11 protein-coding genes (1 of these 11 running past the window's edge) are annotated in these 22,868 nt (G+C 48.2%); 8 read left to right on the forward strand and 3 right to left on the reverse strand.

Annotated features, from left to right (window positions below):
• The 7 genes from AB4124_RS22040 to AB4124_RS22070 form a co-directional block, all read left to right on the forward strand.
• Positions 1–6,371, forward strand: the 3' portion of a protein-coding gene (locus AB4124_RS22040; protein WP_441974160.1) for an SDR family NAD(P)-dependent oxidoreductase. Its footprint begins 11,638 nt before the window's first position; the window shows 6,371 of its 18,009 coding nt (coding positions 11,639–18,009); its start codon lies beyond the left edge, outside the window; its stop codon occupies positions 6,369–6,371.
• 72 nt (positions 6,372–6,443) lie between these two features.
• Complete coding sequence (locus tag AB4124_RS22045; protein ID WP_372238791.1) at positions 6,444–7,121, forward strand: MBL fold metallo-hydrolase; 678 nt, start codon at positions 6,444–6,446, stop codon at positions 7,119–7,121.
• Positions 7,122–7,138: 17 nt separating this feature from the next.
• Positions 7,139–8,119, forward strand: coding sequence for an acyltransferase domain-containing protein (locus tag AB4124_RS22050; RefSeq protein ID WP_076321929.1), 981 nt, complete (start codon positions 7,139–7,141; stop codon positions 8,117–8,119).
• A 348-nt stretch (positions 8,120–8,467) separates the two neighbouring features.
• Complete coding sequence (locus AB4124_RS22055; protein WP_379404241.1) at positions 8,468–9,211, forward strand: GTP pyrophosphokinase; 744 nt, start codon at positions 8,468–8,470, stop codon at positions 9,209–9,211.
• 538 nt (positions 9,212–9,749) lie between these two features.
• The gene (locus tag AB4124_RS22060; RefSeq protein WP_441974161.1) at positions 9,750–11,147 is read left to right on the forward strand and encodes a protoporphyrinogen oxidase; all 1,398 of its coding nucleotides are present in this window, start codon (positions 9,750–9,752) and stop codon (positions 11,145–11,147) included.
• Complete coding sequence (locus tag AB4124_RS22065) at positions 11,144–11,707, forward strand: DUF1697 domain-containing protein (RefSeq protein ID WP_430104757.1); 564 nt, start codon at positions 11,144–11,146, stop codon at positions 11,705–11,707. Before AB4124_RS22060 ends, AB4124_RS22065 begins: the two co-directional genes overlap by 4 nt.
• An 812-nt stretch (positions 11,708–12,519) precedes the next feature.
• Positions 12,520–17,742 (forward strand): S-layer homology domain-containing protein, encoded by a 5,223-nt coding sequence (locus AB4124_RS22070; protein WP_441974162.1) that lies wholly within the window; start codon positions 12,520–12,522, stop codon positions 17,740–17,742.
• 107 nt (positions 17,743–17,849) lie between these two features.
• On the opposite strand, the gene AB4124_RS22075 is transcribed toward AB4124_RS22070, so the two are convergent.
• A complete protein-coding gene (locus AB4124_RS22075) occupies positions 17,850–19,079 on the reverse strand; it encodes an aminopeptidase (protein ID WP_430104753.1) in 1,230 nt (409 codons plus the stop codon).
• A 166-nt stretch (positions 19,080–19,245) separates the two neighbouring features.
• On the opposite strand from AB4124_RS22075, the gene AB4124_RS22080 reads away from it, so the two are divergent.
• Positions 19,246–20,826, forward strand: a complete 1,581-nt coding sequence (locus tag AB4124_RS22080) for an MDR family MFS transporter (RefSeq protein ID WP_441974163.1) — start codon at positions 19,246–19,248, stop codon at positions 20,824–20,826.
• Between the two features lie 228 nt (positions 20,827–21,054).
• Here the strand turns inward: AB4124_RS22080 and AB4124_RS22085 are convergent, their stop codons facing one another.
• Together AB4124_RS22085 and AB4124_RS22090 are read right to left on the reverse strand one after the other, a co-directional pair.
• Entirely contained in the window at positions 21,055–21,876 is an 822-nt protein-coding gene (locus tag AB4124_RS22085; RefSeq protein WP_076321923.1) for a carbohydrate ABC transporter permease, read from the reverse strand.
• 16 nt (positions 21,877–21,892) lie between these two features.
• The gene (locus AB4124_RS22090) at positions 21,893–22,852 is read right to left on the reverse strand and encodes a carbohydrate ABC transporter permease (protein WP_441974164.1); all 960 of its coding nucleotides are present in this window, start codon (positions 22,850–22,852) and stop codon (positions 21,893–21,895) included.
• Between the last annotated feature and the right edge of the window lie 16 nt (positions 22,853–22,868).

The raw sequence follows: 22,868 nt of genomic DNA on the forward strand, positions 1-22,868 counted from the left end.
TCCAGGTGAACGATCAACGGGCCCGCATTGCCGTCAGTTCGCAAAGTCCTGCGTTGATTCTCTTATCGGCTAAAAACGAAGACAGGCTCCGGGAACAGGCCAGGCAGTTATTGTATGCTCTCACGGAAGAACAGTTCTCGGACGCTGCGCTTCCTGATATTGCCTATACGCTTCAAGTGGGGCGTGAAGCAATGGAAGAACGATTGGCATGGATCGTAGGGTCCATGGACGATCTTAAGATGAAGCTGGAAGGATTCATTGAGGGCCGTGGTCATATCAAGGATATGTTCCGGGGACAGGTCAAACGCAATAAGGAGACGATGTCAGTCTTCGAAGCGGATGAAGAGTTTCAGGAAGCCGTTAACAAATGGATCCAACGCGGAAAATACGCCAAACTTCTCAACCTTTGGGTAAGAGGACTGGGCGTCGACTGGAACCAAATCTATGGAGACGTTAAGCCGTGTCGCATTGGCTTGCCAACTTATCCGTTTGCTGGTGAACCTTACTGGATCCCTGAGACCGAGAAGGATACTGATGCAACAAAACCTGTTGGAGTTCCGGCCGTATCTGTTGTTCATCCTTTACTTCACCGGAATACCTCAGATCTTTCGGGGCTGCGTTTCAGTTCGGTCTTTACGGGGAGTGAGTTTTTCCTAAAGGATCATGTTGTGAAGGGACAGCGAGTTCTGCCTGGAGTGGCTTATCTTGAAATGGCGCGATCGGCCGTAGAACAAATTGCCGGAGAGACGCTGGAGAAAGGTCGCACAGGAATTCGCCTTAAAAATGTCGTATGGGCTCGGCCCATTGTGGCGGAAGATCAACCGGTTCAAGTCCATTTGGATCTATATCATGAGGACAATGGTGAAATTGCCTATGAAGTATACAGTGTGCAGGAAGCGGGAGGAGAACCGGTGCTGCACAGTCAGGGAAGTGCGGAAGTATGCAGCATGAATGATCATGCTTCGTTGGATATTGAATCGCTTCTGGCTGAATGCAACCTGGACATCATTTCATCAAGCAAGATCTATGAAACCTATAGCGCAATGGGTATACAATACGGTCCAGCACATCAAGGCATAAAAAAAGTCTATCTGGGCAGCGGCCAGGCGTTAGCGAAGCTGTCTCTTCCATCCGGAGTGACAGATGCAGCTTCTCCTTTTACGATGCATCCCAGCCTAATGGATTCTGCTCTGCAGGCCACCATATCCATGATGATGAGCTCTGATTCAGCGTCGAGCGCTTCGTTGAAGCCGGGGCTTCCGTTTGCCCTGCATGAGCTGGAGGTTTTCCGCAGCTGTCCTTCCGAGATGTGGGCACGAATCCGGTACAGTGACGGAAATAAACCAGAGAGTAAAGTGCAGAAACTGGATATCGACCTATGTGATGCTCAGGGTAAGGTTTATGTAAAAATGAGGGGGTTTTCAACCAGGGTGCTTGACGGAGAGGTGAAATCATCGACGGTTTCGGAAACGCCTGGTACCCTCATGCTGGAACCGATCTGGCGGGACCAGCCAGTTGCTCGGATTGGCAGTGCCCCGGAGTATGCCAAACACTTGGTGTTCCTGTGTGAGATCGGTTCGGGCATGCAGAGTTTAAACCATCAGTTGAGCCAGGCCCGTTGCATTACGCTGGAATCATATCAGGAACGAATAGAAGAGCGGTTTATAACGTATTCGGCCCGAATCTTTGAGGAAATTCAAGCGATTCTGAGAGACAAGCCCAAAGATAAAATCCTTATCCAGGTGTTGTCACTCTCACAACACGATCAGCTATTGTTATCGGGGATCTCCGGCTTGATGAAGGCTGCACAGTCGGAAAACTCCAAGCTTGTATGTCAATATATCGAAATAGAATCCGTTGATACTAATATAACGGACGTATTCATGGAGAACAGTCACCATCCAATGGATCAACGTATTCGGTATCGGGACGGCAAACGTTGGGTTGCCGGATGGGATGAACTCCAAGCTGACGTTATGAAGGCGGCTGCTCCCTGGAGAGACCGAGGCATTTACCTGATCACAGGTGGTGCAGGAGGTCTTGGTATCATTTTTGCCAAAGAGATTCTCCATAAAGCGAAAGAGGCCGTATTGATTCTTACCGGACGCTCATCACTGCATGAGGGTACGCATGCCGAACTGGATGAACTGCGGGTTCTTGGAGCCAAGGTTGATTATCGACAAGTCGACGTGACAGATAAGCAGCAGGTTACCTCCTTGATTCAGAGCATTCATGAGGAATACGGAAGCATGAACGGCATCATTCATGGGGCGGGCGTTATCCGGGACAATCTAATTCTTAGAAAAGATGTCGAAGAGCTGGAAAACGTGATGGCACCCAAAGTAAGGGGACTCGTATATCTGGACGAAGCCAGCAAAGACATTCAACTGGATTTGTTCATTGCGTTTTCTTCTGTGGCCGGGGCAACGGGGAATCCGGGACAGGCGGATTATTCGGCCGCTAACGCTTTCATGGATACTTATGCTGAGTATAGAAATGCGCTTACGGCTTCCAGGCAAAGGCATGGACGCATGTTATCCATCAGTTGGCCGCTCTGGAAAGAAGGCGGGATGCGTGTTGACGAGGAAGTCGAAAAAATCATGATGAAGAGCCTCGGTACTGTCCCAATGCAGACTTCGACAGGTATCCAAGCGCTGTATCAGGGGTTGGCCTCGGGAAGGAACCAGGTGGTAGTAATGACAGGCATCATGTCCCGAGTGAAGCCTAGAATGCTGCCGGCAGCCGCATCCGTTCAGCATGAGAACATGTCAGCACCCGTTAAGTCAGATGATACCAACTTGCCGGCAAGAGTAGAGACAGCCTTGGTCCAGACTGTATCCAAGCTGCTAAAGGTCAAGCTGGAACATATCGATATGCAATCGGAGTTAAGTGAGTATGGGTTTGATTCGATCTCGCTTACGCAATTTGCCAATCTTCTGAATGAGGAATACCATCTTGAATTGACGCCTACCGTGTTCTTTGAATATACGACGCTGGATAGCTTTGCCGAATACTTGTTATCGGAACATCGGACTGCCTTTGATGAAAAGGCTTCATTAACCGTCCAGGAGGATCTAACCGTACCGAAGACAAGTGGGCCCGAAGAAGAAGAGATTCTCTTGAGAAAATCACGTTCTCGACCGGGAAGGATAGCAGTTCGGTCTGAGTCGCCGTCTCCGGACCCGGAGGCCAGCGATTCTGAATCTGAGCCAATTGCGATTGTGGGCATCAGTGGCCTGTTTCCGATGGCAAAGGATGTGGATGAATTTTGGAAGAATATCGTGGAGGGCAAGGACTGTATAACGGAAATACCGAAAGAACGCTGGGATTGGAGAGAATGCTTGGACGATCCTTCTGAAGACGAAGAGCAAACCAGTCTGAAATGGGGAGGCTTTATTCAAGGCGTGGAAGAGTTTGATCCGTTATTTTTCGGTATTTCTCCGAGAGAAGCCGAAATGATGGATCCCCAACAGCGTCTCCTGCTGACTCAGGTTTGGAAGGCGGTTGAAGATGCCGGCATTTCGCCGAGCAAGCTCTCGCAACATCCTACAGGCGTTTTCGTAGCTGCAGGCCCAGGCGATTATATGAACGTCACTTCGATTTCACAAGGGAATCCCCAAGCGATGACGGGCGTGGTCCCATCCCTGATTCCGAACCGCATTTCATATGCATTAAACTTGCAAGGACCCAGTGAATACTATGAAACGGCTTGCTCTTCTACATTGGTGGCGTTACATCGAGCGATCCGATCCATATATAACCAAGAATGCGAGCAAGCGATTGTAGGCGCTGTAAACCTGCTGATTTCTCCTATAGGCTTCATAGGCTTTGATGCTATGGGATATCTAAGCCCGGATGGAAGAGCTAAATCCTTTCAGTCCAACGCGGACGGATTTGTTCGGAGCGAGGGTGTTGGTGCAATCATCATCAAGCCGCTGTCGAAAGCGATTGAGGACAATAATTTAATTTATGCTGTAATCAAAGGGACCGGCGTGTCCCATGGGGGCAAAGGAATGTCATTGACCTCACCCAATGCTGCTGGGATGAAGGCAGCCATGGCCCAAGCATTTAAAGGCACGGGAGTTAGCCCCCGGACGATATCCTATATTGAAGCTCATGGTATCGCATCGCCTATCGCCGACGGCATCGAAGTCAATGCATTGAAGACGGGTTATCAGGAGATAGCGTCAAACGATCCATCTTCATCTGATTCATGGGGAGAGAGTGCTTGTTATATCAGCACGCTGAAGCCTTCGCTGGGTCATGGGGAAGTTGCTTCAGGCATGGCTTCGTTGATCAAGTCCATTCAGGCGATAAGACACAAACTTATCCCTGGAGTGAAACGATTTACGAGTCCAAGTCAGCATATTTCGCTGGAAGGAAGTCCGCTTCGAATTTCTGCAGAGCATCATGAATGGGAGCCGTTAACCGATACGCATGGAAAGGTGCTACCGCGACGTGCGGCGATAAACAGCTATGGCATCGGCGGTGTGAACGCTCATGTCATCCTGGAAGAGTATATTCCGGTGGCTGCCGGTAAGCATCAGGAACCTTCGAGGAAACCTCAGATCGTAGCTCTCTCGGCAAAAAGTACAGAGCGACTAGTAGAATATGCTCGGCGCATGCTTGAATATGCAGAACGTGCGCCGGAATTCTTTTTATCGGATTTCGCATACACCTTGCAGATAGGCAGAGAACAGATGGAATCCCGGCTGGCTTTCGTTGCAAGCAGCCGCGAGGAGCTGATTAGTGGTTTCAGGCAATTCCTGAAAACATCGCAAGTCGTCCCGATGGCGAAAGATTCGCATCCTGTCATTTTTACAGGAGAGACAGTCAATTCCAAGTCCAAAATGGATTCGGATGCTGTCCTAACATTATTTGTGGATAACAATCTGACGGATATCGCTCTCCAATGGACAAGAGGCGGCATATTTCCATGGGAAACACTTCACGATGCAAAAGAGGTTCGTAGAATGTCACTGCCTGTCTATCCGTTTGAGAGGAGAAGGTGTTGGCCCGATCTTGATGGCGATGGAGCACAAGAGATCCATCCGGGACAGCTTAAACGTGCAGCTTCAACCCATCGTTTCACTGCAACCACATCGATAATGGCTGAGACGGACCCTAATGTAAGCAGCCGTGTTATCGATATCGTATCGAAAATACTGGGATTGGCCCCCCATGAGTTGAGTCCAGACCTGCCTTTGGATCAATATGGGCTTGACTCCATTCTATTGATGCAGCTCTTGCAGCAATTGCAGAATCAGCTGGCTCCGGCGGTGGATCTCGTTAAACTTCAGGAATGCAGGACGCTTCTGCACATCATTACAATGATCGAATCGCTAATGAAAGAGGATGGATCAAGCATCTTCAGCCGACAAGGCATGTCCGAAGTGCCTGGGAGTTGGCCGCAGTTTCCCGAGCTAATCCTTCTTAACAATGGCTCGCAGGGATCGCCCGTATTTTGGTTCCATGGCGGCTTGGGTGGCGTGGAAATGTATCAAAAGCTCGCGCAAAAGAGCGAGCGGCCATTTTACGGCATCCAGGCAAGAGGTTGGTTAACTGATCGATCCCCGTTAAAAGGGGTTGGGGCGATGGCTGCGTACTATGCCCATATTATTCAATCCGTTCAGCCTAACGGGCCTTATGATCTGGGAGGTTACTCCTTAGGCGGAGTACTGGCGTATGAAGTGACACGTCAATTGCAGGAGCTTGGACATTCGGTGAATTCAGTGGTGATGCTGGATTCACCATATGGAAAAGAGTTTCAGCAAGGAGCCGTTTCCAGAAAGACGGCCGTATTGCAAGCCGTTAATTTGGCCCTTGCTTCAAAGAATTTTCAGGAACCGGATAAATTTATGCAGACGCTCATCCATCGGAATGAATTGGATCTGAATGTTCAGGAAGAGGAATTGTTTGAACAGTTAATTAAGCTTGGAAACACCCGCGGACTCACCAAGACGGAGGATCAAATCATGTCGATGATTGAAGCGAATATCAAGATACAACATGCATACCAATTTGATCGGTTTTCGGTGAGGCCACTATCCGACCCCGAAGCCGTAACCTGCTACTATTTCCGCAATAAGGGTGGACTGATCTTTGGAGAGCTGGAACCCTATTTCTCTACAACGGAAGATTCTTCAGCTCTAGACCATGCAACCTACTGGGAGGAATGGGAACGTCAATTTCCTAAACTGCATGTGATGGATATAGATCCTTCCAATCATATGGTGCTGTTATCAGAAGCCAAATCTTATGAAACGATTTTTGCGTTTTGCGAAGAGTTATATTCTGAACATGGCATGACCAAAGAGTTTCTCCACATGTTTAAAGAGAAGACGAAAGAATTACACGGAGTCAAGGCATGAACGAATCCCGGTTAAGCTGCAGTAAACGGCGCTTAGCCGGGAGTTTTTTATGCCCGATGCGAAAGGGGAGGAATCATGGTTCATTACGAAGTGTTTGTACTGCGAACGGTTTCGCATCCCTTTATTAATTATAGCTATATTGTTTTTGATAAAAGCAGCCGCTCTGCCATCATCATTGATCCTTCATGGGAACTCGATACCATAATAGGCAGGCTAAACTATTTAAACGCAGATGTGAAAGGGATTATGCTGACCCACTCCCACTACGATCACGTAAATTTGGCGTCGGTGTTAACCGAAATTTATGAATGTGATGTATTCATGTCGAGCGTGGAAATTGAAGACTATGGTTTTAATTGCCGAAATTTGACAAGTTTATCCGATAATGAGGTCGTCATGTTCGGGGAGACAAACGTGACGTGCTTGTGGACGCCCGGGCATACTTCGGGAAGTATGTGTTTTTTGCTTGAAGACTGTATTTTTACGGGGGATACACTCTTTATTGAAGGCTGCGGGGGATGCAATTTCAAGGGGGGATCCGCTGAGGCGATGTTTGATAGCATTCAAAAAATCAAATCTTTTGCGGCTCCGGAACTGCGGGTATTTCCTGGTCATTCCTATGGTACCCCTCCTGGTCAAACGATAAGTATGTTGTACGATCAGAACATCTATTTTCAATTGGATTCGCTCAAGCATTTTGTCAATTTCAGAATGAGGCCAAATCAAGAAGGGATATTTAATTTTCGATAAAATGGGAGTGGAAAAAAGTGGGGAAATCGATCGTATTTTTGTTTTCGGGGCAAGGATCGCAATATTACCAAATGGGCAAGGAGTTATATCGGGATCAGCCGGTATTCCGTCATTGGATTCAGAAGCTGGATCAATATTATTATCAAATCTCCGGGAAATCGGTAACCCGCGAGCTTTACGAGAATGATTATCCGATCAGCCAGCCATTTGATTCATTACCATTCACACATCCCGCAATATTCATGATCGAGTATGCCTTAGCTCAGGTATTTATGGAATATCGGATCTTCCCTGATTATGTGTTAGGCACAAGCTTGGGGGAATTTGCTTCCTGCACGGTCGCAGGTTCCATGGATTACACTTCAGCATTGGAGCATGTGATCGCTCAAGCTGAAATCGTTCAGAATCATTGCGAATCCGGGGGCATGATCGCTATTCTTGATCAGGTATCTCTATACCGCAGCGAACCGATACTTTATCAGAACTGTGAGATTGCATCGGTTAATTTTGATACGCATTTTGTCATCTCGGGAGGAGCCGCGGCTCTTTCCGAAGTGGAGTCTTATTTAAAAGATTGTAATATCATGGCTCAGCGATTACCCATTCGTCATGGTTTCCATTCCAAGTGGATCGACCCGGCAGGCCCGTATTATGAGCGCCATGTAAGCTCTTTAGCTTTAAAGTCTCCCCATACGACCGTAATCTCATCTTTTAGCGGGCAGAGGGTGGCTGCTTTCGAACCCGAATACTTATGGAACGTGGTGAGGGAACCGATCCAATTCCGCAATGCATTGAAATCTTTGATGCCCCTGAAAGATAAGATTTTTGTAGATTTAGGCCCTGGAGGAACACTTGCCACCTTCATTAAGCATAATCATCAAATGTTTGGCTCACATGAAGTTCAAAATATATATACCGTTCTAAGTCCTTTTCATAAGGATATCCATAGATTGGAACAAGTCATATCCAAAATAAAAATGGAACGAGTAACCACTTAAGTCATACTAAGAATTAATGTCGAAACCATGAGTATTTTGCGATTGCCCGAGAAATAATACCACGTTCATAAATTTATAGGATAATAAAATACGAGCATAAATGCCTTGCAAGATATGGTTTATACAACGATATCAAGCGCTACGATGCTGGCATATGATAAAAGACGTTGTAACCCCCTGGTTGCAGCGTCTTTTTGACGTCATTGCACTAAAGTTGCAGTCGCACCTCAAAATCAACTACTATTTAAAGAGGGAGCAGAACTTCTAGAATGTTAGCAGCGTGTTTTGTTTTTATTTACTACTCGAGTCATCACGGCTCTGAATCACACAATCGAAAGGAAGTATCCCATGAATTCTATGCAAATCGAACAGCTCAAAATCATTCGGAACGAAATTACCCGATTTATGATGAAATACAAATTCGCCTTAGATGAGATCGAAACCAAAATGGAAATATTAAAAGAGGAGTTCCAGGCTCTTCATGATTATAGTCCGATCGAACATACGAAGTCCCGCCTGAAATCGCCGGAGAGCATCATGAAGAAGCTGCTCCGAAAAGGCGGAAACATATCTCTCAGTTCCATCGAAGACAACATTAAAGACATCGCGGGTCTAAGAATCACCTGCTCCTTCATTACCGACATTTACAAAATCAGCGACATGCTGCAGAAGCAGAGCGACTTAACGGTCCTGAACGTCAAAGATTATATCAAGAATCCGAAGCCAAACGGATACCAAAGCCTGCATCTGTTAGTCGAAGTGCCTGTTTTTTTCTCCGACCGGGTGGAGAAGGTATGCGTTGAAGTCCAAATTCGGACCATTGCCATGGATTTCTGGGCGAGTCTGGAGCATAAAATTTTCTACAAATATAATAAGTCGGTTCCCCAGCATCTGCTGGAAGAGCTTAAGAAGGCGGCGGATACGGCTAACGCGCTGGACCGTCAGATGGAGCAATTGCACCACGAAGTACAGGCCATTAAGGATTCGGAAAGCAATGATTCGCTGCTGGAGGAGCTGAAGAGCATTCAGATCAACAACCGCAAGTATGAGCTTCCGGCCGGATTGCTTGAAGTGTTGACCGAGGATAATTAAAAGTTCTGGCAAGGGCAAAAAAAAGAAAAGCTTCACCTGTTTCATCAACCGTACACCGGGTATATATATCCTAAGTGGGAAGTGGAAACACATCAACACCAGACGGATAATAAGACGTTAAGTCGGAATTACCGAAAGGATTTGATACCCATGTACAGCATAACGAGGAATAAGGACGATACTACCTGAATTATTCCAAAGTACACCTTAAGCAATGGAACGATTGCGTTAGAATAGAAATAACCGCTTCCCACGAAAAAACTCTGCGAGTGATCTCGCGGAGTTTTTTTTGCTGTCGACAACCATCCTTGCATGCCCCTGAATCTGCACGTGCACAAAGGGAATAGGATGCATGATGTACAAATTGTGTTCCTTTTCCTAGTGGAAAGCCGATGACTGTGTGAACGATTCTGTTCACAATATTGAGGGATTGGCGGCCATCGAAAGAACGGACTCTATGATATACTTAGAAACTGGATACAATGGTAACAAACATGATGAAGATGTTATGAACCTACATAATAGAGGTGTATGTACAGTGACAACTACCGTAGTCATCGGCGGCGGCATTACCGGACTTTCGACCTTATACTATTTGCAAAAAGAGTTAAATCGCCATCAACAAGATATGGAATTGGTGCTTATCGAGGCAAGTGAAACGCTGGGAGGCAAAATCCGAACCGTTCAGAACGGTGAATTTATTATGGAAACCGGAGCGGATTCGATCGTATCCCGGAAAACGAATGTGGCACCACTTCTGGAGGAGCTTCAGTTAACAGACCAGGTTGTGTATAATGCCACGGGGACTTCGTTCATATATACGACTGCAGGTTTAAAAAGAATCCCGGATGAGAGCGTATTCGGCATACCGCTTAGCTTGAAATCCTTGGCGGAAAGCGAGCTCGTGTCTGCCGAGGGGAAGGTGAAGGCGCTCAAGGACTACTACACGCCGAATGAAACGTTTACCAAGGATGATTCTTTGGGCGAGTTCCTTGAAGCCTTCCTTGGTAAGGAAATCGTTCAGAATCAGATCGCTCCGGTCATATCGGGCGTATATTCCGGAGAGCTTCATGATCTCACGATTGCGTCCACGTTTCCTTATTTACTAGAATACAAAAATGCACACGGTAGTATCATGGGTGGTCTAGCCGAGCATAAACAGAAGTTCCTGGGCTCAGGTAATAAGAAGTTTGTTTCCTTCCAAGACGGAGTCTCCGTATTGATTGATGCACTGGAACGGACCGTGATACAAGCAGGCGCGAAGATATACAAGGGCGTTTCCGCAGAGAAGCTGGAGAAAATGGCTAGCGGTTACGGGATAACATTGGCAAATGGCGAAAAGCTTGAAGCTGATTTTGTTGTATTAAGCACAATGGGATCCGCCGCGAAGGAGCTGCTGCAAGATCCGCTGCTTAACGAGGACTTTGACCAGCTGTATACCAAATCGCTTATCAGCGTGTATCTTGCCTATGATATTCAAGACGAAGAACTTCCCTACGATGGAACGGGATTCATTACGGCTAAGGGAACCCAGTTAAAGTGTGATGCTTGTACCTGGACGAGCCGGAAATGGGAGCATACTTCCGAGAACAAGCGGTTATTAATGCGATTGTTCTACAAGAGCTCCAATCCGCATTACGAGGAGCTCATCCGATTATCCGATGAAGAATTGAAGCGGGTCGGGATGGAGGATATCAGCCAAAGCCTCGGCATTAAGGCAGAGCCTATTTCTTGTGAAGTCACCAAATGGCATGATAATATGCCGAATTATCATTTGAAGCACCGGCAAATCGTGGAGTCATTAGAGTATAAAATGGGTGACCTGTACCCTAACGTTATGCTTGCGGGATGCTCCTATTATGGAGTGGGTATACCGGATTGCATTGCGAACGGGGAGAAGACGGCAGGTCTGATCGTGGAAAGGATGCTTGGATGACAATTTATATCGCGTTGCTCAGAGGGATCAATGTCGGCGGCCATAACAAGATCAAAATGGCCGATCTAAGGAAGATGCTTGAACACATGGGACTAACTCGCGTGCAGACCTACATCCAGAGCGGAAACGTGCTCTTCGAATCCGCGGAATCCAAGGAAACGCTGCGCGTCCAAATGGAACAAGGCATACTTGAAACGTTCGGCTTCTCGATATCGGTGATCCTTAGAACCTCTGAGGAAATCGAGGGGATTGTTCGGAACTGTCCATTTTCGGAAGAAACGATACGTCAAGCGGAGGAAGCGTCGGAGTTTGAGAGCCTTTATGTTGCCATGCTGCCGGAAGCGCCTGCTGCTGAAGATGTGGAGAAATTAAGGCTTTATGTAAACGAAAAGGAAACCTTCGAGGTTATTGGTGAAGAGGTTTACTTACTGTTTAAGGAAAGCGTTCGGAATTCCAAGCTGGCGGTTCAGTTGACGAAGCTCGGCGTACCGATGACGATGCGGAATTGGAAAACCATGAACAAGCTGGTACAACTGTCCCAGTCGATGAAGAGTGAGTAGTCGCCATCATTTATACAAATGAAGGGGTACATAGGCTAATCTCAAAATTCGAGAGGAAGTTCGGGCTAAAGTGTTTCACTTCCTGAGGAGCGGGTAAATATAGAACAAGTGGGAAGTGGTATTGTCAATCGACGGACGGAAGAACATGATGTCATTCCGAAAGGCAGTTGATTCACCATGAACACTCGCAAAAGGAGAAGGAGAGCGAAGTTTCTTCGATTCTTTTCAGGTAAGGCACCCTAGCAATTGGAAAATGGCTGCATAATGAATTTTAAATCGCTTCCCACTGATAAGGATCCTGCGAAATTATTCGCGGGGTCTTTTTTTGTGCGGGAGACCGGAGTAATTGATAGTATCTGAATAAGCTGAAGCTGCATTCCATGAAAGAGGATCCTGACGGATGCTTGCCCAAAGATGAACCGGATAAGACGTGAATAGTCTGGAAGTAATGGGTTTTATACGCTATGCTGCCCCCGCTTGTGGACCTTGAGATAGGGGTAACTACTTAATATATAGTAATGAATATCTGTTAACAAATTATCCTATTTTATTAGATGATTAACTGATCCCGGGACTTGTGAATCATTTATCAGATTTTACATAAATCGGTTTAAAAATCAAAGGGAATATGCAATTATTGATCTTAGGAGGTGAGGTGCTAAATGGATCTCTTATAGGGGATAGCCTAAATCTAAATCGTGAGGGATTTAATATTGAAAGCGCTTTAATTAAAATTTGGAGATCCCATGGAGACCTGGAGAATTGGGAAACTGAATTGATTGTTCAAAAAATCATTTCTAGGAGGTTTTCCATTGTCTAAGATCGTCCTGAATCGATGTATATCCTGTTTCTTGATTCTCTGTATCGTGTTGTCGGCCTCGTTTGCCGGTTTCCCAGGACAGGCTTCAGCCCAGTCATCCAACGCACTGAACAATGTGCCTGAACTGCTGATCACCGAGCTTGTCCCTGATTCTACGAATGTAGGAACCGCCGATGGTTATGAATTTATTGAAGTATATAACAATACCGACCAAGACATCGATTTCAGCCATTACAAAATTCGTTACCGTTACTTGGAGAGTGATACCCTCTGGGCTCATGTACCCGATGAGGTGATGATTCCATCCAGAGGCACGCTGGTGTTCTGGATTATTAACGCACAGAACAGCAAATCAACGATTGCTGATTTTAATAAAAATTACGGCACCAACCTGATTGAAAACACCGATGTCGTCAAAATATTCTCAGGCGGCATGTCCAATTCACGCATGCGGGAGCTCGTGGTTGTGACGAACACCGGCCGTCCGATCGTATCCGCATTTTACAATGACGGAGATGTTCATAACGCCGCAGATCAGGGGATCTTCTATAAGTACCCGGAGGATGGCAGCCTGAAGATGCAGCGGATTTCCCAGCTGGAGCATAAGGCTACGCCGGGTTCGCTGCAGCATTCCGAGGTACCTGCGGAGCCGGTACATATTGATGTGACCAAGGAACCAACGGTCACCAACCGGACGACAACGACGAATGTGACGCCGGGCGAAAATCTGGAGATTCTCGCAGAAGCGCACGATGATCGTATGGTTACTTCGCTCGCGTTATCTTATCGTGTCGATGGACAGAACGATTACAAAGTCGTACAGCTTCAGGAAGGAAAGCAAGGCCTTGGTCATACGATTTCTTACTTGGAGCTGCTGGGACACACCAAGCTGGAGTATTTTTTCACGGTGTCCAACACCTTTAAGGAAGTAGCGAGTCCCAAATACGAAGTCGATCTCACGGGGAATGGTGCCAGCGCCAGCCTGAATGTTGACGATCAACAGACCGTCACCGGGATAACCTATATTCGGGGTGCAGCAGGTGGGGTAGAACCTGCAGATCTTGAGCTTCATATCGACGGGCAGTCGGTTCAAGGTACACCCGTTATGGAGCATTCCGCTTATTTTGTTTTTGAAGGCGATGGTATTGACGATGGGATCAACACGGTAACCATCGGCAAGAATGTTCTGTTCAAGACCGAGGCGAACATTGACGGCTATCAAACCATCGTTGTCCCCATCGAACCGCAATGGTTGATAAGCGGCACAAACGAAATTACCCTTCGGGCCGGTGATAATGAGAAAACCTATTTCGAGGATGACAAGCCGACCGGAAATATGGATGACTTTAATGCCCGCAATGTACGGCTGTTGTTAGGAGATGGGACAGAAATCCGGGATCCGCAATTTAGCGATCCTGCGCTTATCCATGACCTTGGTGACGATGGACGGTTTCTGCCTTTTGTTGCATTTCAATTCGATATTCCAGCCGATAAAGTAAAGGCCCTGTCTTACGCATGGGATACTACGACGGTTACAGACGGGCAGCACAAGGTTGAATTGAATGTAAAGGGGAAGTCTGAAGCATCTGCCATTATTCAGGTAGATAACAATGGACCGGTAATTAGCGTGACCGTTGAAGAGGGGAAGAGCTATAAGGGAAGCATTCCGATCGATGTGACTGCAGAAGATAGCGTATCCGGCGTGGAACAGGTGAAGGTCCTGCTGGATGGTCGAACCATCCAGGTGCCATACGATACTTCATCATCCGAGCTTGATCCAGGTGATCATAAGCTGGAAATCCGGGCAGTGGACAAGATCGGCAACATTTCGGAACGTACGGTAACGTTTAACACGGCACCGGAGCATCCGAATGCACCTGTATTGGTCTCACCAGCAGATATGGAGAGCGGAACCGGGTTGTCGCCGGAACTGAAGGTTCAAGTCAGCGATCCATCGGATGACGAGCTTGAGGTCTCCTTCCATCAGGCGTATCCGTATCATGTATTAAGTGGCGATCGAGTAAAATTATCCAAGAACGCCTCGGATGAAGAGCCACCTAAGGACAGGTTCCCGGTGGGCGAAACTGCGCTAACTGCAGAGGAATTGAAGCTGGTAGCAGAGTCCAACGATCAATATGTCACGGTGGATTCCACGTCCCAGTTCCCTTATATCCGGTTTGAGGTAGAGCTGGAGCATGCCGTGGAGCCGGGTGACAGCGTTGAAGTGACTTGGGAAGGACACACGGTGCCCGGCCGTAAGGTCACGATGTATGCGTGGAACCACAACCAGAACAAGTGGACGGAAATTACCAAACATATTGCCCAGTCTGAAGATGATTTTACGCTGCGAGGCGAACTGATGGCAGCAGACTACGTTCAGAACAGCAAAGTGGATGTCATCGTACAGGACGAAATTCCATCCCGTGGGGATTATGATTACACTTTTGTATGGGTATCGGATACCCAGTTCTTAACGGAGCTGTACCCGCATATTCAGCAGAAGCAATTCGACTGGATTGTCGATTCCATCGATGATATGAACATCAAATATCTGTTCCATACCGGTGATATCGTGAATGATCCGACAGCTGAGTATCAATGGAAACGTGCCGATGATTACATGAAGATGCTGGAGGATGCAAATCTGCCGCATGGCGTGCTCGCCGGAAATCATGATGTGGGAAGTTATGATTGGGATTACACGACCTACAGTCAATATTTCGGGGAGGAGCGTTACAAGAATCAGCCATATTACGGAGGTTCCTACAAGGACAATCGCGGGCATTATGACCTTGTCTCCGTTGAAGGCAACGACTTCATCATGATGTATATGGGATGGGGCGTTGAAGACGAAGACATCAAGTGGATGAACGAGGTTCTCGCAGCGTATCCGGACCGTACCGCATTCCTGAATTTCCATGATTATATGCTCGCGAACGGAACTCGTTCCGGTATAGGTAACAAATTGTACAAGGAAGTTGTCGTTCCGAATCCGAATGTGGTTGCCGTTCTGAGCGGCCATTACACGGGAGCCAGTCTGCTTAAGAATGAATTGGATGATAATGGTGACGGTATTGCGGACAGAACCGTGTATCAGATGCTGGCAGACTACCAAGGACATGCTGATGGCGGCAGTGGTTACTTGAGGTTGCTGCATTTTGATAAGGATAGCAATCAGATTTACGTAAATACGTACTCTCCTTATCTGGATAAGTACAATTATTATACAAATGGCTCGGATGAGTTCAAGATGAATCTGGATCTTGAACCGAAATTAAAGCGCGTAGCAACCGATTCGATCCAAGTAAATCATCTGAGAGGAGAGACTATCGGTACACCGCAGAACGTGGCTAGCGGCACTGAGGTTACTCAACCGTGGAGAGGACTGCAATCCGATGGAACCTATTCGTGGTATGTCGTCGCACAAGACAAATTCGGGGGGAAAACCCTTTCGGATGTGTGGACATTCACGACAGATGGCGGGAATCTCAACGCTCCGACCAACCTGAAAGCACTGAATGTGACATCGTCAACAGTTCAAATCGGTTGGGATCCCGTAAACAGTCCAGACCAACAAGTCGTGAACTTTAATGTGTATCAGGACGGGGACCGCGTGGCAACGGTCACGGATAGCGTATATGAAGCGACAGGGCTAACCCCGGACACGCTGTATGAATTCAAAGTAACCGCCGTGGACAAGCAAGGCACGGAATCCGCTCCTAGTGAGGCCTTAACGGTCATCACTCAAGCCGTAGAAATTCCGGGTGCACCTGTATGGACAGCCGGGGAGCTTGAATTTTCGGACATTACTTCAAACGGCGTATCCATGAGCTGGCCGGAGGCGACCGCAGATCATGGCGTGGATGGATATCGTGTATATCTGAAAGGGCGGAGTGAACCGGTTATTGCCGTGACCAATGATGTGTATTCACATACCGCTTCCGGTTTGGAGCCGGACACCCGATATCATTTTACTGTAAAAGCCTATAACGCTGCGGGAGAGAGCGCCGGACTTCATAACACAGTCACAACGCCGGCAGCAGCAGTAGACAAGAGCGAGTTAATCGGATTAATCGCATCGGCACAGCGAAGGCTCGACGAAACACGGGAAGGCACATCGCCGGGACAGTATCCGGTCGCAGCAAGGTCTGCACTCCGTGCTGCCATTGAAAGAGCCAGCGCCATAGCGCAACAGGATCATGCAACTGCCAAGACCGTACAGGATGCAATCATTGCTCTGCAAGCTGCGATCCGTACCTATAACGCATCGGTTGTACCTTCAACGGAGAATCCTCCATCATCGGGATCAGAATCAGGATCGGGGTCTTCTGGAGGATACGTATTATCTGGAGACAACCGATTAAAAGAACTTGAAGTGATCATCGGCGACAAAGCAGCTGAACTTACCCCTGCATTCAATGAGAACAGAACCGAGTACCGACTTGAGACGGAAGCCGAATCTGTGCAGCTCCGTGTTCATGCGGCGCATAGCAAGGCAACAGTCCTTCTGGGAGAAGAACCCCTGAAAAAGGATCAGGTTATCGAGCTGAAGGAAGGGGATAACCTGTTGAAGCTGGTGATTCGGGCGGAGAACGGGACGACCCGAACCTACCATTTAACCATTCACCGTAAGGCGAAGCCGGGGACCGAAGGACCGAAGCCGGAGCCAATGCCGGTGATGTTAACAGACATCGCAGGACATTGGGCTTCGTCGGCGATAGAGGAAGCGGTTCAGCTCGGTATCGTTGGGGGTTATCCGGATCATACCTTTAAACCGAACCGACAAGTAACACGCGCCGAATTTATGGTCATGATGGCCAAAGCACTCGATGGACAAAGGGATGCTGGGAAGCTGGATTTCAAAGACAGTTCCCAGATCGGATCCTGGGCACTTGAAGCGATTCAATGGGCCGTATCCGAAGGTATTGTGAAGGGATATGAAGACGGCTCATTCAGACCGAATCAATCCGTCAACCGTTCTGAAATGGCGGTCATGATGGCACGTTACCTGGGCCTTGCCTTACCAGAAGCAGAAACGGAATTCCGTGATCAGCAAGCCATTCCAGCTTGGGCAGAGAAGGAAATCGCTGCCGCCACTGCGGCTGGCATCGTAAATGGCCGCTCGGGTAACCGGTTTGCTCCACGGGACTCCGCGACCCGGGCGGAAGCCGTCATGATGATTCTTCGTATGCTTGAGAACGTGGAGAAGCAGTAAGAAATGAGAACAAATAAGAGGCTGACACTAGAGCTGGAGCTTTAGTGTCAGCCTCTTTTTAGGTTGAAGGCTAATGGAGATTCATGTTAAGGGTATGGAGCAATGAATTAAACCCACCGTCCACCGCGAAATACAGGTTCAATCGTGCCGTCAGCCAGCACACCGTCAATGTCCAGTTCAGCCGAACCGATCATGAAATCAACATGCGTCAGACTAACATTGGCTCCGCGAGCGATGAGTTCTTCCTTGCTCATCTTGGTACCACCCTCGATATTGACAGGATAGGCGCTTCCCAGTGCAAAGTGGCACGATGCATTCTCATCGATACCGGTGTTATAGAAGACGCGGTTCAGCTGGGAGATTGGCGAATCATGCGGTACGAGTGCCATTTCTCCTAGATAGGACGCGCCTTCGTCCGTTTCCAGCAGTGTTGTGAGGTGCTCCCGCCCGGATTCGGCTTCATATTCGACAACTTTGCCGTCCTTGAACGTGAGCTTTATGCCTTCTACCAAGCGGCCGTTCAGATTAAGCGGAAGCGTACTGGTTACGGTCCCGTTTACGCCTGTACGGTGCGGCATTGTGTAGATTTCTTCGGTTGGCATGTTTGCCACGAAATATACGCCGGCTTCATTCTCGTCACCGCCGCCAAGCCAGAGATAGCCTTCCGGCATGTCCACGCGCAGATCCGTTCCCGGCGCACGATAGTGGAAACTCTTATAGCGTTTGGCATTCATGTGATTCTGGCGCAGTTTCAACTGAGCAATATGATCCCGCCAAGCGGCAACCGGATCTTCGCTATCCACTCGATTCATCTGGAATACCGCATCCCACATGGCTTGAATACGATCCTCTTCGGGAAGATCCGCGAATACCTTATCGGCCCAGGCACGGGTAGGTGCCTTAATGAGCGACCAGCTGATTTTATTGTTGCGCACATAAACTTGGTATTTTTCGTTAGCTACGGCAGCGGCTTTCACGGCTGTAGATACTTTGGCTGAATCAATGCCTCGGAACAGCTCCGGATCCGGAACCTTAATGCGCAGAATGGCTCCTCCACCTTCTGCAAGCTGCTGCATGGCGTCGGCCTGCCACTGCGGATAATAACCGAAAGAGTCAGCGGGTGCTTTCTCGTAGCGAATGCGGGTGATTCTCTCATCATCCCAGTCGACTTGCACATATTTGGCGCCTGCATCGTATGCTTTGGCCACGATGTGGCGTGTCAACTCTACGGTTTCGATTGGAGCATTGACAATCAGTACTTGGCCCGGTTGAACGTTTACGCCTACCTTAACGACCAGCTCCGCGTATTTCTCCAGATTTTTCTCGAAATTATCCATATGTAGATTTCCTCCATTTCAGATGTACACTCTATTTTAACATGTTTCCTCTGTGTTCGAAAAAAAGTGGAATCAGGACAAAAGTGTGACAGTCAGCTGTCATATTTTCTGAATTACAATAACGACAGTAAAGAAAGAAACCTACTTAGAAGGAGTGTATGAGAACGTGAAGACACAATCGACCAACAAATTGCCCATCGTGCTCACAGGCCTGCTGCTCAGCATCTTAATGGCCTCCATGGACAATACAATCGTAGCGACCGCAATGGGGAATATCGTCGGGGAGCTCGGAGGACTTGATCATTTCGTATGGGTGACTTCCGCTTATATGGTCGCTGAGCTTGCGGGAATGCCGATCTTTGGCAAGTTGTCCGACATGTACGGTCGCAAAAAGTTCTTTGTATTCGGGATGATTGTATTTATGCTGGGTTCCGTACTGTGCGGTACGGCGAACTCCATTACAGAACTGGCGCTATATCGTGCCGTGCAAGGCATCGGCGGCGGTGCGCTGATCCCGATTGCATTCGCTATTATGTTCGATACGGTTCCCCTCGAAAAGCGGGGTAAGCTCACCGGGTTATTCGGAGCCGTGTTCGGATTATCCAGCATATTCGGACCGCTTGCAGGTGCGTATATTACGGATCATATTACATGGCAGTGGATATTCTATGTTAATTTGCCAATCGGCATCGTGGCTTTCATGATGGTCACGCTGTTTTATAAGGAATCACATGAACGTTCCAAGCAGCCGATTGATTGGATGGGAGCCGCTACACTCCTGACGGGCGTCATCTGTTTCATGTTTGCTTTAGAGCTTGGCGGCAAGCAGTTGGCGTGGAACTCCTGGATTATCCTGGCGTTGTTTGCTATGGCGTTTGTCATGCTGGTTCTCTTCGTGCTTGCTGAGAGAAGGGCGCAGGAACCGATTATTTCCTTTCGTTTATTCAAGAATAAACTCTATACGTCCAGTGTGCTGTGCGGTTTATTCAGCGGAGGATCGTTCATCGTGGCTTCCGTTTATATTCCGATTTTCATTCAAGGGGTACTCGGTGGAAGCGCAACGAACTCGGGGCTCGTCCTGTTGCCAATGATGGTGGGTTCGGTCATCACGGCTACAATCAGCGGTTTTCTGATGAGTAAAATATCGTATCGCAACATCATGATCCCGACGCTTGTCCTGTTCACGGGAGGGATGGTGCTCGCTTCGACGCTAACTGCGGAATCCAGCAGGTTCATCGTAACCCTATACATGGTACTGATCGGGCTTGGCATCGGCGGATCGTTCTCCGTGCTGAGTACAGCCGTCATGCATGGCTTATCCTATAAACAGCGCGGGATGGCGAGTTCGACCTTTAACTTCACGCGATCGCTTGGAATGACCATTGGAATAACCGTGTTCGGGTTGATACAGAGCCGATCCTTCACCGGATCCCTGTCATCGGGAGGAGTGAACAACGGCGGACTTCCTGAAGGATTCGATCTGAAGGATCCCCACATCTTATTGGCGCCGGAGGCAAGGTCGCTGATTCCGTCAGAGCTGCTCAAACCGATCTCCGACAACCTCGCTTCCTCCATTGCCATTACATTTGCCTGGGCTATCGTTCCTGCAGCATTAGCGCTTGCGGCAGCAACGTTAATGGGGCGCAAAAAGTTGGATGAAACAGCGGAGTTAAAGAGAGAGGCGGTGGTTGGTTCAGAAGAGGAGGGAGAAACTCCGGATAATGAAAAGCTGGTGATGGTGCCGTAGCGGTTACGGTATGGCGATATGACCCGGATCAAAATGATTTGTCTCATAAACGGATTTGCTCATTGGACTGATGGTTCGTCAGGTTGAAAACCATGTCCTATGAAGTAATGGCGGTGCTCAGGATGTTATTCTTTGCACCGCAATTTCTTGCTTTTCGGCCGGTTGCCCTTAACTGAATAAGAGGGCATCCCGTCAGATCCAAGACCTTTTGGGACACCCCTCTTACCGTTAACTCTTAATGGCACCTGCTGCAATATCGGAAATGAATTGCTTGCTGATGAACAGGAACATAACGATCAGTGGAATGACGGCTAGCAGCGTACCGGCAATGACCATCGAATAGTCGGTCGTGTATATTCCGTTCAATGAGGAGAGCGCAACCTGCAAAGTGAATTTGTTCTCATCATTTAGAATAATAAGCGGCCACAGGTAGTCATTCCATACGCCGATGAACGTGAAGGCGGCCAGGAATGATAAGGCGGGACGCAGAATCGGCAGCGATATATTCCAGTAGAGGCGGAAGAATCCGCAGCCGTCGATTTTGCCTGCATCTAGCAGCTCTGAGGGTACCGACTCCTGTGCATATTGTCTGATCCAGAAGATTCCGAAGGCGTTTACCATTCCGGGAATGATCAACGCTTTATAAGTTCCTACCCATCCGAACTCTGCCATAATGACAAACGAAGGTACCAGGGACAACTGGGCAGGCGCCATCATGGTGGCAAGCAGCAGCACAAACAGCCATTTTTTGCCTGGGAATTGGAATTTAGCGAACGTGAATCCGGCCAGGGAATCAAAGAATAAGACTAACAGCGTACAAGCGGAAGCAACAAACAGGGTATTCCAGAAGGCGCCGAAGAAATCAATGCTGCTCAGCACTCTCGACACGTTATCAAGCAAGTGAGGACCGAACCATAGTTTCGGGGGGAAGCTGTAAATGTCCGAAGTGGTTCGCGTTGCCATGACAAGCAGCCAGTAGAAGGGGAAAATCGACAGCAGCAGTCCGGCGATTAACCCGATGTGAAGGAATAAGGATTTCCATTTGAACATACGATTCACCCCCATTTCAGTCATTGGACGGACTGCCCTGCACCATTTTCCAGTTTACGATGGAGAAGAGGGCAATGAGCAGGAACATTCCCCAGCCGACGGCAGCGCCATATCCGAAATAGTTATTCACGAAGGCTTCACGGTACAGGTAGAGGACGATGGTCATACCGCCGCCGCTGACGCCGCCATCATTGCCGACAAGCACCTGCGGTTCGGTGAAGATCTGCATGCCGCCGATGGTCGAGGTGATGACCGTGAAGAGAATGATGGGTCTTAGATTTGGAATGGTGATTTTGAAAAAGGATTGAATGCCGGAGGCTCCGTCGATCTTGGCTGCTTCGTACAGGACGGTCGGAATGCTCTGCAGCCCGGCAAGATAGATAATGGCGTTATACCCTGCCCATCTCCATATGACCATGACCGAAATGGCGAGCTGTATGCCCCGTGTCTTATTCAACCACTCGATAGAGTTCAGGCCGAGCAAGGACAGAATATAGTTGAGAAGGCCGTAATTGTTCGAGAATACGGTGCCGAATACGATGGCAACCGCCACGAGTGAGGTAACGTTCGGCAGGAAATAACCGATCCGGAAGAAGGTGCGGAACCGGACAAACGATGCATTAAGCAGGAAGGCAACGACCAGCGCAATGAACAGCATCGGTATCGTGGAGTAGATCCAGATGAGCAGCGTGTTGCCGACGGCTCTCCAGAATTCCGGATCGGTGAGCATGAATTGGTAGTTGCCCAGCCCGTTGTAGGTCATCTCGCCGATGCCGTCCCATTTCTGAAAGGACAGGAACATCGAGAAGGCAATCGGAAAGAGCCCGAATATGGCAAATAGAATGTAAAAAGGGGAAATCGCCAAATATTCTTTGCGGTGTTTCCATATCTGTGCTGACAGTCGGTCTTGTGATTTCGGATGCTTAGGAACAGGCTTCTGTTCCACGGGCGTATGATTCAGCATTGGATTATCCATCGTACTGTAACCTCCT

The sequence above is a fragment of the Paenibacillus sp. 2KB_20 genome, assembly GCF_052115765.1.
Classification (GTDB): domain Bacteria; phylum Bacillota; class Bacilli; order Paenibacillales; family Paenibacillaceae; genus Paenibacillus_AQ.

What these genes read in the sequence shown, in the direction of transcription:
- AB4124_RS22055 (WP_379404241.1), top strand. Translation starts at nt 8,468, where the DNA reads ATGAATTCTATGCAAATCGAACAGCTCAAAATCATTCGGAACGAAATT.
- AB4124_RS22065 (WP_430104757.1), top strand. Translation starts at nt 11,144, where the DNA reads ATGACAATTTATATCGCGTTGCTCAGAGGGATCAATGTCGGCGGCCAT.
- AB4124_RS22075 (WP_430104753.1), bottom strand. Translation starts at nt 19,079, where the DNA reads ATGGATAATTTCGAGAAAAATCTGGAGAAATACGCGGAGCTGGTCGTT.
- AB4124_RS22085 (WP_076321923.1), bottom strand. Translation starts at nt 21,876, where the DNA reads ATGTTCAAATGGAAATCCTTATTCCTTCACATCGGGTTAATCGCCGGA.
- AB4124_RS22090 (WP_441974164.1), bottom strand. Translation starts at nt 22,852, where the DNA reads ATGGATAATCCAATGCTGAATCATACGCCCGTGGAACAGAAGCCTGTT.